We start from the raw sequence: 15,013 nt of genomic DNA, 5'->3' as shown, positions 1-15,013 counted from the left end.
TTCTTCAGGTATTTGTTGCTAAATAGTAAATTTATAATGCATAAAACAGCTCAGTATCCATATCGCCACACCGCACTGCCCGGCTGGCGCGAAACACGATCAAGGGTGATGAACCGCCAGTTCCAGTGCTTTATCAGCAATCCGGGTAGCTTTGACAATAATTCTGAAAACGTCTGTGATGGCACTACATATAGTCTTTACATCCAACTTCTGCACTAATTGTAGTACCCATCGAAGGGCGATGCAATAGTTTTCCGGCATCCGTCGGCGTAATTTTTTGTATTTTCATATACGATTTCGGTTGACTTTTCAGGGCATGGCTGGGAAGCCCAATCCACGCGAAGTAAGCGCTAACGCAGCTTGTGCGCTCAGGGTTTCCAGCCAGCATTCTTGATAGAAATGCCAGTCAAAAAACGGCCCCGGATCCGTCTTCCTGCCCGGCGCGATATGCTCGTGGCCGCGCACCTGGGACAGTCCGTAGCGCGCCACCAGCGCCGCCGTCAGCGCCGCCAGCACATGATATTGCCGCCGCTGGAACGGCACATCGTCCGCGCCTTCCATTTCGATACCGATGGAATAGCCATTGCACTGCGGGCGTCCTTCGAAGATGGACGCGCCGGCATGCCATGCACGTTGATCAGCAGAAACATATTGCAACAGCGCACCATCGCGCCGCACAAAAAAGTGCGCCGACACCTGCAAGCCACGCAGGTCGGCGAAAGAAGGATCGGCATTATAATCTACCCGGCCCGTAAACAAGTCCGACACATGCGGCCCGCCAAAGCGGCCACCCGGCAAACTGATGTTATGGATCACCAGCAAATCGACTTGCGCACCGTCCGGGCGCGCATCGCAGTACGGCGAGTCATAGCGCAGCGCGCCGTCGCACCAGCCGTCTTCATCTATCGTCCATACGCTCATCAAATAGGGCTTCCTGTATCGTCAATTTCTGCATACGGTAACGCAACTGGCGCACGCTCAGGCCCAGCTGGCGCGCCGCCCGTGCGCGGTGGTAGCGCGCCTGCACCAGCGCCAGCATGATCATGTCGCGCTCGGCCTGGCGCAAATACACGTCCAGCGGCAAGACCTTGGCCACGCCATACGCCGCCATGCCGGGCAGACACTGTTGCCGCTCGGACACAGCCGGCATGGCCGGCGCCGCCCGCAAGGGCACGTTGCCCGCCGCGGAGGGCAAGGCCAGCCCATCGAGCGCGATCACGCCGCCATCGGCAAAGGCCAGCGCCCGTTCCAGCACGTTTTCCAGTTCGCGCACATTGCCGGGAAACGCATATGCGGCCAGGGCCGCCAGCACCGGCGGCGCCAGGCTCACGACCCGGCGCGGCGACAGGCGCGCGAGGATCACCTCACATAATACCTGCAGATCGCCACGCCGTTCGCGCAGCGGCGGCAGCGCCAGCTCGATCACATTCAGGCGGTAAAACAGGTCCTGGCGAAACGTCCCGGCGGCCACGCCGCGCGTCAGGCCATGCTGGCTGGCGCACAGGATGCGCACGTCGACGGCTTCGTCAGTACTGCCGCCCAGCTTGCGCACGCGGTGCTCTTGCAGCACGCGCAACAGTTTCACCTGCATGGCCAGCGGCAGATCGTCGACTTCGTCGAGCAGCAAGCTGCCGCCATGGGCCGCCTGGAACAAGCCCTGGCGCTCGTGCAGCGCGCCCGTATAGGCGCCCGGGCGGCAGCCGAAGAATTCCGCTTCCATCAGCGCTTCGGGAATGGCGCCGCAGTTGACGGCGATAAACGGGAAACTGGCGCGCGCACCCTGCGCGTGGATGGCGCGCGCCGCCAGTTCCTTGCCCGTGCCCGATTCGCCGCGGATGGCCACCGGCGCGCCGCAGCGGGCGATGCGGCCGATCTGTGCGCGCAGCGCCTGCATGGGCAGCGAGTTGCCGCTCAGTTGCGGCGCCGGCGGCATGCCGGCGACGGTCTGCGGGATGGAACGGGGGCTGGGACGGGACATGGTGAGCGCGCCTTTCTGCAATGGCGGCGACGAACCGCCTGCTGCAGATGCTACGCCGGACGGATGCCGGAGGACGTTACGATACGGATGAGCAACGCACGCGCGCCTGCGGACCGCCCCTTACAACGTGGCGTGCGCGTGGCTGCAGTAGTCGTGGCCCTTGGCCTGCACGTTTTCCGAGGCCGGGTAGTACACGCCGCAATGGGCGCAGCACAGCATCAGTTCGGCATCCGGCAATTCCTGCGGCCGCACCGGCGGCGTAAACGGATTCGGCCGCTGCTGCTGTTGCGCGCGGGCCCGCTGCTGCATGCCACGGATCTTGCTGCGGATAGCGAACAGCACCAGGAACACCAGCGCCAGCCAGAATAAAACACGTGTCATGCGAATCCTCGGTGTAAAACCACTTCCAGTACAAAACGGCTGCCGACATAGGCCAGCAGCAAGGTGGCGAAACCGGCCAGGGTAAAACTCAGGGCCGTCTTGCCGCGCCAGCCGCGGAAGCGGCGGCCTGCCAGCAGCGAGGCAAACAGCAGCCACGACAGCATGGTAAACACGGATTTATGATCCCAGTTGAGCGCCTTGCCAAATAATTGCTCGGAAAACACGATGCCCGACAGCACGGTCAGGCTGAGCAAAATAAACCCCAGGCCGATCATGCGGAACAGCAACTTTTCCATCGTCAGCAGGGCTGGCAACTGGTCCAGCGCGCTGCCGATGAAGCCGCGGCTTTCGCTACGCGTGTGCAAACGCGATTCCTGCAGCGCCATCAGCACGGCGTGAAAGGCGGCAATCGTCAGGGTGCTGTAGGCGAGCACGGCGACGGCAATATGCCAGCCGAAGACGGCCGACTTGCCTTCCATGCTGACCTGGCTGCCGGGGAAGGCCCAGGCCAGGCCAATGGCGAGGACGGCGCTGGGCATGACCATGCGGCGCAAGCCGTCCAGACTGAAATTGCGGTTCTCTATCCAGTAAGCGCCTACCGAGACCCACAGCGCGGCCGACAGCATGGCGGAAAAACCGAAGCGCAATGTGCCCGGCGCCATCAGGTCGAACCACAGGGTGGCGGCGTGCGCCAGCCAGGCGACGCCGGTCAGGCCGGCAATGAGCCGGGCACGGGACGAGGGAAGCACCGCGCACACCGCATACAACAGGGCGGCGATGAAAAAGAAATAGATCTGCATAGTTTAAGTTTACACCATAGCCGACAAGCGCGATTCAGGCGACAGCCCGGGTGACAGGCACGACGCCGCCATCCAATGCCGCAAGCCTGCCATGATATCGCGCCTGAGGCATGACGGGGTGGCGCACCCTCAAGATTTCGGCAATCTTTCCTGCGGCACACTGTCGCCGCGCCGCGGGCACGTTGCCATCCTGATTAGCCAGTCCTATAATTATGTCCACAAAGCAATATTTATCCACCCTGACGCCACCGCCCCCCGCCATGTCTTTTCTAAAATTGTCCTGGACCTGTCTCTTGCTGGCCGCCTGTACTATATTAGGCGGCTGCATGAAAGATGCACCTTCCCAATCCACGTACGAGGAATACTTCCGTACGTCCATCCAAAGCTATGATCTGTACAAACAGTACTTCGACATCGCGAAGCTGGAAAAGCTCAATGGCTGGAAAGAGAACGAACAGTACGAAATCAAGGGCTCGGCCGTGCTGCGCGCCAAGGTGGGCTACCTGGAATTGCTGGCCGACGTGGCCGACAGGCTCGAAACAGAGGCGAAGACGGATGGCTCCGTGGGCATGACCATGGGCCTGGGCCTGATGGCGCGCGGCATGGGCGGTGAAAACAAGGTTTTCCGCGAATTCTGGGCGCAGCAGCAGGAAAAGAAGGCGATCCCCGCGCCGCTGCTGGCGCGCCAGGCGGCGATGACGGCAGAACGTTTCGAGAACCTGATGCAGTGGTCGGACCAGATCGTGCAAGACAATTACGGCGCCATCATCAGTCGCCAGCTCAAGAAAGGCGACGAGCTGACCCGCATCTACACGCTGAGCTTCCGGCAGACGGAGAAAGGCTGGATGGGTTTTAACGCCCGCTAAAGGCAACCCGCCACAAGCTCCGCACCAGCACTGGCGCGGAGGTTTTTTCATGGTTTCCTGATTTACTTCACATTCAGGCTCTTTTTCGCCTGCTCCAGCAAGTCCGTCTTGACCCAGTCCCTGGCCACGGGCGGCTTCGTCATGCGGCCCACGCCCGTTTTCACCATCACGTCCGTCGTGATCTGGATGTGTTCGGGCGAGATGTCATACGAATACGGCGAATTGCTGATCGCGTCGTCGAAGTCATCCTTCGTGATCTGGCCGCGGAACACCACTTCGCGCACATACTTTTCCGCCGTCGCCTTGTTGTCGATAAAGGCCTTGGTGGCTTCGACGAAGCAGCGCATGAATTTTTCCGCCACGGGACGGCGTTCCTTGTAAAACTTTTCCGTCATCACCATGGTGCGCACGGGTTCGCCGATCGGCGTGTCGTACGGCTTGATGACTTCGGTGCCGAAACCCTTGTTGATCGCCTGCGACGATTGCGGTTCCGACTGCATCATGGCCTCGATATTCTTGCCCATCAGCGCCTGGTTCAAGTCGGCGTAAGCCAGGAACACCAGTTGCACATCCTTGCCCTTGGTTTCGGAATACGTCAGGCCCGCCTGCGACAGCTCGGCCAGCAGCAGCACTTCCTGGATGCCGCCGCGCGTCACGCCCACGCGCTTGCCCTTGAGTTCCTTGACGCTGGCGATCTTTTGCCCGGCGCCCGCCACCAGGCGCGCGCCGCCCTTCGCAAAGCCTGCCACCACATAGATGGGTGCGCCGCCGGCACGGCCGGAAATGGCCGCCTCGGAGGCCGTCGCCCCCACGTCCAGCTCGCCCGCGATAATCGCCTGCATCACGTCGAGGCCCTTGGCGAAGACATGCTCTTCGACCTTGATGCCGCACTTGGGCGCGATTTCCTTGATGTACGACACGGCGCCGTAATGGGCGAACTTCAAATTGCCCAGGCGCACGACTTCCTGCGCCTGGACAGCGCCCATGCCGAAGGCCAGCATGAGGGCGGCGACAATACCGGTCTTCAAAGTTGATTTTTTCTGCATCGGGTTCTCCTGTGGTGGTTGGTGTGTGCCCGCAAGGGCATAAAACACGGCGCTTTTATTATGAGGAGATAGTACCGTGTGTTGGAGCCAGGGCAACATTTTTTTTGCCGGCAGCCACGCTGCCGGCATTGTCACTACTGCCCCGCCAGCGCCACCACCGGATCGAGCCCCGACGCCTTGCGCGCCGGCATGAAGCCAAACACCAGCCCCGTCACCACGGCGCAGGCAAAGGCGCCGCCGACGGCGCTCAGCGAAAAGATCACCGGCACGTCCCAGACCAACAGCAGGGCCGCCACCGTCACGCCAACCACGATGCCGGCCACGCCGCCCACCACCGACACCAGCACGGCTTCGGTAAGGAACTGGCGCAGGATGTCGCGCCGGCGCGCGCCCGTCGCCATGCGGATGCCGATTTCGCGCGTGCGCTCGCGCACCGTCATCAGCATCACGTTCATGACGCCGATGCCGCCCACCACCAGGGAGACTGCGGCGATCAGGCTGAGCATCACGGTCATGTTGTCCTGCGTCTTCGCTTCGGCGGCAATCGACGCGGCCGCGTTGCTGATGCCGTAGTCGCGGATGCGGTGGCGCTCGAACATGGTGGCGTCGACCGCCGCCTCGACCTCCGTCACGCGCTTGACATCAGCCACCGCCATGACGGTGTACGTCGGCTCGCGCTGGCCGAAAACGCGGATGCCGGCCGTGGAAAACGGCAGCAGCAGCACGTCGTCTTCATCCTTCTCGCCCGTCAGCGCGCCCTTCGCGCTCATCACGCCGATCACCTGGAACGGCACATTGCCGATCAGGATGCTCTGCCCCACGGGATTGGCCACGTCGGGCATCAGCTTTTCCGCCAGATGCGCCCCCAGCACGGCCACGGTGGCCATCTCGCGCTCGTCCTCCTCGGTAAAGAAGCCGCCCTTGGCGACCGGCCAGGTCTGGATCTGCGGCAGGGCCGGCCCCGTGCCGCGCACATAGGTCTGCACATCGAGGTTGCCATGGCGGATCACCTTGTTGCCCGTGACATTCGGCAGCACGTGGGTGATGCCCGGCACGTCCTTGAGCGCATCGAGGTCGGCCAGGGTGATGCTGCGCCCGGGGATGCGCGAGCTTTCGCCGCGCGACGCCATGTACAGCAGATTCGAGCCGAACGCGCCCAGCTGCGCCATCACCTGCTGGCGCGTGCCCAGGCCGATGGCCAGCATGACGATCACGGAGGCGACGCCGATGACGATGCCGAGCAGGGTCAGGCCCGTGCGGAAGCGGTTGATCCACAGCACGCGCCAGGCGGCGCGCGCCGCGTCGAGCAATTCCGTGCCCAGCGAAGCGCCCGTATCGTGGGCGGCGCGCGACATGTCCAGCGGCGGCAGGGCCCTCGACGTGGCAGGGATGGCGACGGTGCCCGAGTCTGCGACGATTTCGCCATCGCTGATCTCGATCACCCGGCGCGCCTGGGCCGCCACCTTGCGGTCATGCGTAATCAGAATGATGGTGTGGCCCGCGTCGGCCAGTTCGCCCAGCAAGGCCATGACTTCGGCGCCGCTGCTGCTGTCGAGCGCCCCCGTCGGTTCATCCGCGAGGATGATGCGCCCGCCATTCATCAGGGCGCGGGCGATCGACACGCGCTGCTGTTGCCCGCCCGACAACTGGTTTGGCCGGTGATCGAGCCGCTCGCCGAGGCCGAGGCGCTTTAGCAGCGCTTCCGAGCGGGCGTGGCGGGCGGCTGCCGGCATGCCCGCGTACAGGGCCGGCACTTCCACGTTTTCGCGCGCCGATTCGGTGGCAATCAAGTGATAGCCCTGGAAGACGAAGCCGAACGCTTCGCGCCGCAGCCACGCCAGTTCATCGGGATTCAGGCTGGCCACGTCCTGCCCGGCGAAGCGGTAGGTGCCGTCGCTGGGCCGGTCAAGACAGCCCAGCAAATGCATCAGGGTCGACTTGCCGGAACCGGACGCGCCGACGATGGCGACGAATTCGCCGGCGCCGATCGACAAGGTCAGGCCGCGCAGCACTTCCACGGCCGGCGCGCCGTCATGGCCGCCGTAGCGCTTGCGGATACCCTGCAGTTCAATCAGGGGAACCGGCTGGCCAGGTTCCCCTGGCTGCCCCAGCGACCTGGCCTCGCTCATGGCGCTCACAGCTGGAACCTGCTGCTGCCGCTGCCGGCCGGCTGCTCGCCCGTGACCAGCAATTCGCCTTCGCGCAAGCCTTGCAGCACTTCCGCGCTGAGGCGGTTGCGCACGCCCACGGTGACGGTGCGCGTATCGACCTTGCCGTCCGCATCCATCACGCGGGCCGTAAACTGCCCCGGCTTGGCTCCCTCTTCCTTCGATGGTTTCAGGGCCGGCAAGGGCACGGCCAGCACATTGTTCGCCGCGGCCGTGACAAACACCACTTGCGCCGTCATCTGCGGCATCAGCTCGCCGTCCGCGTTATCCACGTCGAACAGCACTGTATACAAGATCACCTTGCTGGTCGACGGCGCCAGGGCCGTGCCGGCGGCGGAACCACCGGGTACGGGCGGGGCCGGCAGCACTTGCCGCACCTTGCCGCTCCAGCGCCGCTGGTCGCCGCCCAGGGTGGTGAAATACACGGGCATGTCCGGGCGCACGCGGCGCACGTCCGCTTCCGACACTTCCGTCCACACGGTCATGGCCGACAGGTCGGCGATGCGCAGGATGTTCGGTGTCTGGTACGTGGCGTTCAGGGTTTGCCCTTCCTTCGCGTCCAGGCCCACCACCTTGCCGGCCATGGGCGCGTAGATGCGCGTATAGCCGAGGCGCGCCTCGTCCGCCTTCAGGCTGGCCTGGGTCTGGTCGATCTGCGCCTTCAGGTGGTCGATCTTGGCGCCGGCCGAGGCCAGCGTGGCTTCTGCCGTTTCCAGGTCGGCCAGCGGCGTCGAGTCGAACTTGGCCATCTGCTTCTGGCGCACGTGCTGCTGGCCCGCCAGGCGGTGCTGCGCCTGCTGGTCGGCCAGCTGCGCGCGCAAGCCCGCCAGGGCGGCGCGGCCCGCATCGACCGTGGCTTGCTGTACGCTGGGGTCGATCTCGGCCAGCAACTGGCCTTTTTCCACGGCGCTGCCGGGCTGCACGTGCAGGCGCGTGATCTGGCCCGACACCTGCGCGCCCACGTCGACATAGGTTTGCGGCTGCAGGGTGCCGATGGCCGTGACGCTGGCTTCGATATTGCCGCGCTTGACGGGGGCCGTGTCGAACACGGTTGCCGGGCCGCGCGTGGCCCACAGTGCGCCGGCGCCGAACAGCGCCAGCAAGACCACGCCGCCCAAGATGCGGGTACGGCGGGAAGGCAGGCGGGCCGCCATCAGGCTGCCGCCTTGGATGCAGTCAAAACGAAATTACGAACGTCAAACGGTGTCGCCAGGCGTGAAAAGTACATCGGTCTATCCTTGAAAATGGCGGTGAACATCACCGCAGGAACGTCACAAGACCTGCCAGCGCGGCGACGGCTGCCAGCAGGGAACTACGAAACAGCAAGCGGGGGGCATACGGCAGCAGCAGGGCCACCAGCAGCGCGCCCACCCCGATGAATCCAAGCCAGGCGACCACGCCGACGGTAGCGCTCCAGCCGGCCACGCAAGGCCAGATGGCCAGCGCCAGCAACACTGCGCCGGCCAGTTGCAGCGCGCGCCGCACGTTCGGCGCCGCGTCCCGGCCCCAGACCTGGCCATGGTGGCGGTCCATCGCCAGGGACAGGCTGGCCATGCCCGCATACGACAGGCCCAGCGCGCACAGGATGGTATTGATCATGACTGTCCCTCCGTATTGACTTGCAGGCTGGCCGAGGGTGCAGCGCTTTCCCTGGCGGCAGCCTTTTTCACTGGCTTTTCCTTGCGCTTGTGGACTTTCCACGCGCCCCAGGCGGCCAGCAGGCCGAAGGCCATGCTGCCCAGTTCCACGCCCGCGCTTTCCCAGTCGCCGCGCGCGATCTGCGCCACCAGGTTGTCGCCCGTGCTCAGCACATTCAATACGGGCAGCAGCAGGCACAGGGCCGCCAGCAAGCCCAATTGCTCGATCCACGCGCGCTTTTCCGCGCGCAGGCAGGCGTGCACCAGCATCAGGAACCAGACGCCAAAGAAGGCGCGCACTTCCCAGCCGGCACGCTGCTCGAGGCCGACGGGAATCAAGCGGTTGGCCCACAGGAAGCCCACGCAGGCGATCGCCAGGCCGGCGATGGCCGCCACGTTCAGGCATGCGATGACGCGGTACACGCGCTGCGTGTAGACGCCGAACTCGCCGCCGGACTTCTGGCTGCGCTTGACCATGAACAGGATGGCACCCGTGCCCATCATGGCCGTGCCGGCCAGGCCGCAGAAGAAGTACAGCCAGCGCATGGGCGTGCCGCCGAAGCCGACCATGTGCAGGTTCGACATGACGGAGCGCGTCAGGCCGGCGCCGCCCGTGTCCGACTTGCCCGGCAGGCGCACGGCGACCTGTTCGCCCGTGGCCAGCGCATAACAGGCCCTGCCCGAATTGGCGCTGAGGCGCGTGAGCAGTTCCGTGTCCTCATTCCAGCCGTACATGCACACGCGCATGGAGGCATCGTTCGGATTGTCCAGCACCACGGCGCGGATTTCCTGGCCGATGGCCTGTTCGGCGCGCAGCGCGAACGATTCCAGCGCGGGAATGGCCAGTGGCTGGCCCGACCGCGCAGGCTTGCCCGCATCGTTCCAGTCGGCCAGGAAGGCTTTCTTGGGATTGTCCATGCCGTATTGCGCCGCCACGGGGGCCGGCACATAGTCGTCGCTGAAGAATGCCAGGCCCGTGTAGGCGATCATGAACTGGAATGGCAACGTCAGCACGGCCACCGCGTTGTGCGCATCGAGCCACGAGCGCTGGCCCTTGGCCGGGCGGAAGGTGAAGAAATCCTTGAAAATGCGCTTGTGCGTGATGACGCCGCTCACCAGCGCCACCAGCATGATCATGGTGGTGATGGCAACGATCCACACGCCGATGCGGCCCGCGTGCAGTTCGTAGTGGAAATCGACGAAATGGTGGCCGCCGATGGTTTCCCGTTCCGTTGCCTCGCGCGCAGGCTCGATGACGGCGCCCGTCAACGGATCGAGGTCCGCCGAGCCATATCCGCCGCTGGGCTGGAACCAGTAGGCGGACAGGCCGTGGCCGGGGCGCTGCACCGGCCAGATTTCCCACATGTCCGCCTTCGGGTGTTCCTTCCCCATGAAGTCGAGCGCCAGCTCCAGGCGGTGCGCTCGGTCCGTGACCTTCGGCAGCGGCGGATCGTTCGCGTGCGCCGCCTCGGCCAAAGCGTGCTCGGGCGTCATCCAGTGGCCGATCGGGTCGTCGAAGACGGCCAGGGAACCGGTCAGGAAGATGGCGAACAGCAGCCAGGAAATCCACAGGCCGCTCCACGTGTGCAGCCATGCCATGGCCTGGCGCAAGCCGCCCTGCTGCGGCGTCTTCACCACTTTGCCTGCCTTGACGGCGTTCATGCCGCACCTCGCGACAGCAGCATGCCGATGCCGCCGCAGACGATGGCCGGCAGCAGCATGCCGAGCCAGGCGCGGCGCAGGTCTTGCACGGCAAAGACCCAGATCACGGCGCAAGTGTAGACGACGAAGGCGCTCAGGGTCGCCGTCAGCACGGCTTCGGCGCGCGACAGCGGCAGCACGGCCGACAGCAACACGGCCACGCCGGACGTGAGCGCATAGCCGCCAAAGATGGCGGCGAGCACGCGCGAGAACAACATCATGTTGGCCGATTTCATCATCGCGGCACTCCTGGGTATGGCTGTTGTGCCGGGCGGCAGACCTTGTACATCAGATGCATCACACTGCGTCCTTCCATTTGGGTTGATCGTGGCGGCGGCACGCAGCGGCATGAAACCTGGCAGCGTGGCACCTTGCATGGGTACTGGATATTGAGTCTCTTAACTACAGGAGCCGCGAGAATCGAAAACGGGCAGCCCGATTGAACATTATTTTTTATTGCAAGGGCTATGGCGCCGGTTCGACGCTGACCCAATACCGCGTGCGGCTGCGCACCTGCACGGGCAGCGAGTTGGGCAGCATGTTCAGGATGCGCTGGGTGTCGGCCAGCGGGAACACACCCGACAGGCGCAGCTGGGCGACTTCCGGCGCGCAATGAATCACGCCGGGGCGGTAGCGGGCCAGGTCGGCCAGGAAATCGCCCAGGGTCACGTCGTCGACGATCAGCTGCCCGTGCGACCAGGCGTGCGCATGTACATCGATGGCGTGCGGCGCATCCGGCGCATGGCGGGAAAAGGCCGTGCCGCGCCCGGCCGCCAGCAACAAGGGCGCGCCGACATCGTCGCGGGGACGGATTTCAACGGCGCGTTCAAACACGTCCACGGTGCTGTAGCCATCCTGCTGGCGCACGGCAAAGCGCGTGCCCAGCGCGCGCACCCGGCCTTCGCGCGTGGCCACTTCCAGCGGGGCGTCGCTGCCGGCGCCATGACCGCTGGTGACGAGGACCTCGCCGGCCAGCAACTCGATCAGGCGGCGGCTGGCGTCGAAACGCACGTTCACGGCCGATCCCGTATTCAGGCTGAGCACGCTGCCGTCGGCCAGCGCCACCACGCGCCGCTCGCCCGTGGCCGTGCGGTAGTCGGCACGCAGGGCGCGCACGCCATCCCAGACGCCCGTCTGCGCGGCCAGCATGCCGCCGCCGGCCGCCACGCCCAGCCACGCCAGCACCTGGCGCCGCTTGCCGTTGACGGCTTGTCGCTGCGTACCGGCCAGCGCCTGCGCGGCCGCGCCGCGGTGCAAGCCGTTGAAACGCTGCGACACCGCTTCGATATGCTGCCAGGCCCGTTCGTGTTCCGGGTCGGCCCCGCGCCAGCGCTGCCAGGCGGCGTGTTCCGCCTTGCTGGCCTGCTCCGACATCAGCACCGTCAGCCACTCGGCCGCCTGCTGCTGCACCTCTGCGCGGATGGCTGCCGCGGCTGCGGGTTCTGCCACCGTGCTCATGCTGGCAGGGAGAAAAACACCTGGCGGTTGGCCCGCGTCAGATATTGCTTGACCGAGCTGGCCGACACGTTCAGGCGCGCGGCGATCTCGGCATAGCTGAGGCCTTCCAGTTGCGCCAGCAAGAACGCCGTGCGCACGGGCGCAGGCAAGCCGTCGAGGGCCTGGTCGATTTCCTGCAAGGCTTCCAGCGCCAGCAGCCGCTCCTCGGGCGCGGGCGCCACATCGGGCGGCAGGCAGGCGAGCGCCTCCAGATAGGCGTCTTCCAGCACTTGCCGGCGGTAGCGGTGCGCCACCAGGCGGCGCGCGATGGTGGCCAGAAAAGGCCGCGCTTCGCGGATCTGCGGCGCGGAATCGGCCGTCAACACGCTGATGAAGGTGTCTTGCGCCAGGTCCGCCGCGTCGCCCGCATTGCCCAGCTTATGCCGCAGCCAGCCCTGCAGCCAGCCGTGATGGCTGCTGTAGAGCGCGTGCAGGTCTTGTTGCTGTGCAAAATCGGCAGCCGACATGGCATCCCTTTCCGCTCAGGCGTGCGGCGCCTGAGAATGTAAATAAGAATTATTCTCATTTTAACCGCGCAATGCCTTTCATGCAATCGCGGCATTGCCAGAAATACCAACTAATTCAAAAGCAGGCCAACCGCCAGGCGATGCAGCGCAGGACCGCCAGCCACCCGCGATAAGGTAAAATGACGCCCATCGTCCGGCTTGCGCCGCCCACTCCCAAGCTTTTCATTGCAGGTTCATCATGCTAGATAATCTCACCCAACGGCTTGCCAAAGTCGTCAAGACCATGCGCGGCGAGGCGCGCCTGACCGAAGCGAACACCGCCGACATGCTGCGCGAAGTGCGCCTGGCGCTGCTCGAAGCCGACGTCGCCCTGCCCGCCGTGCGCGAATTCATCGCCAAAGTCAAAGAAAAAGCCATGGGCGAGGATGTCATTTCCTCGCTCACGCCAGGCCAGGCCCTGGTTGGCGTGGTGCAGCGCGAGCTGGCCGCCCTGATGGGCGCCGACCTGGGACCGGAAGCGTCGCAGATCAGCTTTGCCCAGCAGCCGCCCGCCATCATCCTGATGGCCGGTTTGCAGGGTGTGGGTAAAACCACCACCGTCGGCAAGCTGGCGAAGTACCTGAAGGAAGAAAAGAAGAAGAAAGTGCTGACCGTCTCGGCTGACGTCTACCGTCCCGCCGCGATCGCCCAGCTGCAATCGGTCACCGCCCAGGTGGGTGCCGACTTCTTCCCGTCCACCAGCACAGACAAGCCGGTCGATATCGCCCTGGCCGCGCTGGACTGGGCGAAAAAGCATTACCACGACGTGCTGATCATCGATACGGCGGGTCGCCTCGGTATCGACGAAGAGATGATGCGCGAAATCGCCGCCGTCCACGGCGCCGTAAAACCGATCGAAACCCTGTTTGTCGTCGACGCCATGCTGGGCCAGGACGCCATCAACACGGCAAAAGCCTTCAACGATGCGCTGCCGCTGACCGGTATCGTGCTGACCAAGCTCGACGGTGACGCGCGCGGCGGTGCGGCCCTGTCGGTGCGCCACATCACGGGCAAACCGATCAAGTTTGCCGGCGTCTCGGAAAAACTCGACGGCCTGGAAGCGTTCGACCCGACCCGCATGGCCAACCGCATCCTCGGCATGGGCGACATCCTCGCCCTGGTGGAAGAGGCGCGCAAGGGCGTCGACAGCAAGGCGGCGGCCGACCTGGCGCAAAAAATCAAGGTCGGCGGCAAGTTCGACATGAACGACTTCAAGGCGCAACTGGGTCAGATGAAGAAAATGGGCGGCATGGCCAACCTGATGGACAAGCTGCCGGCCCAGTTCCAGCAGGCGGCAGGCGGCAAGAACATGGATCAAGCCGACAAACAGGTACGCCGCATGTGCGGCATCATCGACTCGATGACGCCGCAGGAACGCGCCAAGCCTGAACTGATCAAGGCCACGCGCAAGCGCCGCATCGCCGCCGGCGCCGGCGTGCAGGTGCAGGAAGTGAACCGCATGCTGACGCAATTCGAGCAAATGCAGACGATGATGAAGAAATTGTCGGGTGGTGGCATGATGAAGATGATGCGCTCCATGAAGGGCATGATGCCCGGCATGAGGTAGTGGAAGGCTTCAAAATCCGCTGCGCGGGGCGCTTTGCGGCCGGCGATGCTCACCGTACCTCAGTACGGTTGCGCTTCTCGGCCACAAATCATCCCCGCTCGCTGTGATTTTGAAGGCCTTTTTTACGCCGCGTGAGACGTAGTTCAAGTCAAGAAACACCGTTATAAAATCATGCCGGATTGCATTTTCATGTGTCCGGCATCATTACTTCCCTCCCCCGCAGTCCCCCTCCCCGCACAGCCAGCAACCATGCCATTTACGGGCAAAAACGCCGTTCTGCGCTCCCAAGCGGTGCGCCCGGGCGACAGCATTGCCATTTCCCTGCTTTTTCCTCGTGAAAACGTGAAAAACACTTGCATACAAGGTAAATCCACACCAATATTAGCCGTGCGATTAATTGCGCAATTTCCCATGTGTTTGTTAAGGAGGCTCGAAGATGGCAACAGCCAAAAAAACCCCAGTAGCAGCGCCAGCCAAAGCAGCAGCAGCCAAGCCTGCAGCCGCCAAGAAAGCAGCACCCGCAGCCAAGGCAGCAGCTAAACCAGCAGCGGCGAAGAAAGCGGCAGCACCGGCAACACCACGCAAGCCAAACGCAGCATTCATGAAAGCAATGACGCCATCGAAAGATCTGGCCGCCGTTGTTGGCGCAGCACCACTGCCGCGCACGGAAGTGACCAAAAAGGTATGGGATTACATCAAAAAACTCGATCTGCAAGATCCGGCCAACCGCCGCATGATCAATGCGGACGACAAGCTGAAAGCAGTTTTCGGCGGCAAAGCCCAAGTCTCCATGTTTGAAATGACGAAACTGATCTCCGATCATTTGAAATAAATCTGATACGCGCCGGCTTCAACAGCCGAGCGAG

Annotated in this window: 15 protein-coding genes; 3 read left to right on the top strand and 12 right to left on the bottom strand. The window is 64.1% G+C overall.

The genetic code is table 11. The features are described from left to right. Positions 1-309: 309 nt before the first annotated feature. The 4 genes from ampD to CLU94_RS17325 all read right to left on the bottom strand — a co-directional run bounded on the left by ampD (position 310) and on the right by CLU94_RS17325 (position 3,159). Positions 310-921 carry a 1,6-anhydro-N-acetylmuramyl-L-alanine amidase AmpD gene (ampD, locus tag CLU94_RS17340; RefSeq protein ID WP_099666517.1) on the bottom strand — a complete coding sequence of 204 codons (612 nt, stop codon included), beginning with the start codon at positions 919-921 and terminating at the stop codon, positions 310-312. Continuing rightward, positions 899-1,978: a sigma 54-interacting transcriptional regulator gene (locus CLU94_RS17335; RefSeq protein ID WP_099668367.1), complete on the bottom strand. Its 1,080-nt coding sequence runs from the start codon at positions 1,976-1,978 to the stop codon at positions 899-901. Before CLU94_RS17335 ends, ampD begins: the two co-directional genes overlap by 23 nt. Before the next feature lie 120 nt (positions 1,979-2,098). After that, positions 2,099-2,359, bottom strand: coding sequence for a PP0621 family protein (locus CLU94_RS17330; protein ID WP_077408507.1), 261 nt, complete (start codon positions 2,357-2,359; stop codon positions 2,099-2,101). After that, positions 2,356-3,159 (bottom strand): cytochrome C assembly family protein, encoded by an 804-nt coding sequence (locus CLU94_RS17325; RefSeq protein ID WP_077408508.1) that lies wholly within the window; start codon positions 3,157-3,159, stop codon positions 2,356-2,358. Before CLU94_RS17325 ends, CLU94_RS17330 begins: the two co-directional genes overlap by 4 nt. 326 nt (positions 3,160-3,485) lie before the next feature. Here CLU94_RS17325 and CLU94_RS17315 point away from each other — a divergent pair, with 326 nt between their 5' ends. Continuing rightward, a complete protein-coding gene (locus CLU94_RS17315; RefSeq protein WP_099666515.1) occupies positions 3,486-4,025 on the top strand; it encodes a hypothetical protein in 540 nt (179 codons plus the stop codon). A 62-nt stretch (positions 4,026-4,087) separates the two neighbouring features. On the opposite strand, the gene CLU94_RS17310 is transcribed toward CLU94_RS17315, so the two are convergent. The 8 genes from CLU94_RS17310 to CLU94_RS17275 all read right to left on the bottom strand — a co-directional run bounded on the left by CLU94_RS17310 (position 4,088) and on the right by CLU94_RS17275 (position 12,541). Continuing rightward, positions 4,088-5,026 (bottom strand): ABC transporter substrate-binding protein, encoded by a 939-nt coding sequence (locus tag CLU94_RS17310; RefSeq protein WP_257219075.1) that lies wholly within the window; start codon positions 5,024-5,026, stop codon positions 4,088-4,090. 179 nt (positions 5,027-5,205) lie between these two features. After that, positions 5,206-7,200 carry a MacB family efflux pump subunit gene (locus tag CLU94_RS17305; RefSeq protein ID WP_099666513.1) on the bottom strand — a complete coding sequence of 665 codons (1,995 nt, stop codon included), beginning with the start codon at positions 7,198-7,200 and terminating at the stop codon, positions 5,206-5,208. Between the two features lie 5 nt (positions 7,201-7,205). After that, complete coding sequence (locus tag CLU94_RS17300) at positions 7,206-8,393, bottom strand: efflux RND transporter periplasmic adaptor subunit (protein WP_099666512.1); 1,188 nt, start codon at positions 8,391-8,393, stop codon at positions 7,206-7,208. Positions 8,394-8,496: 103 nt separating this feature from the next. Beyond that, entirely contained in the window at positions 8,497-8,838 is a 342-nt protein-coding gene (locus CLU94_RS17295; RefSeq protein WP_099666511.1) for a DUF3325 domain-containing protein, read from the bottom strand. Next, positions 8,835-10,538 (bottom strand): PepSY-associated TM helix domain-containing protein, encoded by a 1,704-nt coding sequence (locus tag CLU94_RS17290; RefSeq protein WP_099666510.1) that lies wholly within the window; start codon positions 10,536-10,538, stop codon positions 8,835-8,837. The genes CLU94_RS17295 and CLU94_RS17290 overlap by 4 nt, the downstream gene beginning before the upstream one ends. Then, a complete protein-coding gene (locus CLU94_RS17285) occupies positions 10,535-10,816 on the bottom strand; it encodes a hypothetical protein (protein ID WP_099666509.1) in 282 nt (93 codons plus the stop codon). The genes CLU94_RS17290 and CLU94_RS17285 overlap by 4 nt, the downstream gene beginning before the upstream one ends. 226 nt (positions 10,817-11,042) lie before the next feature. Then, positions 11,043-12,035, bottom strand: coding sequence for a FecR domain-containing protein (locus tag CLU94_RS17280; RefSeq protein WP_180278687.1), 993 nt, complete (start codon positions 12,033-12,035; stop codon positions 11,043-11,045). Then, on the bottom strand, positions 12,032-12,541 hold the full coding sequence (locus tag CLU94_RS17275; RefSeq protein WP_099666508.1) for a sigma-70 family RNA polymerase sigma factor: 510 nt from the start codon (positions 12,539-12,541) through the stop codon (positions 12,032-12,034). The genes CLU94_RS17280 and CLU94_RS17275 overlap by 4 nt, the downstream gene beginning before the upstream one ends. A 238-nt stretch (positions 12,542-12,779) precedes the next feature. Here CLU94_RS17275 and ffh point away from each other — a divergent pair, with 238 nt between their 5' ends. Together ffh and CLU94_RS17265 are read left to right on the top strand one after the other, a co-directional pair. Further along, positions 12,780-14,147, top strand: coding sequence for a signal recognition particle protein (ffh, locus tag CLU94_RS17270; protein WP_034746567.1), 1,368 nt, complete (start codon positions 12,780-12,782; stop codon positions 14,145-14,147). Positions 14,148-14,583: 436 nt separating this feature from the next. After that, complete coding sequence (locus CLU94_RS17265) at positions 14,584-14,979, top strand: SWIB/MDM2 domain-containing protein (protein ID WP_071650146.1); 396 nt, start codon at positions 14,584-14,586, stop codon at positions 14,977-14,979. The last annotated feature ends 34 nt before the right edge of the window (positions 14,980-15,013 follow it).

It is taken from the genome of Janthinobacterium sp. 13 (assembly GCF_002749695.1).
Classification (GTDB): Bacteria; Pseudomonadota; Gammaproteobacteria; order Burkholderiales; family Burkholderiaceae_D; genus Janthinobacterium; species Janthinobacterium kumbetense.
Note: the sequence above shows the minus strand (reverse complement) of the source record. Positions and strands in the feature narration are given on the sequence as shown.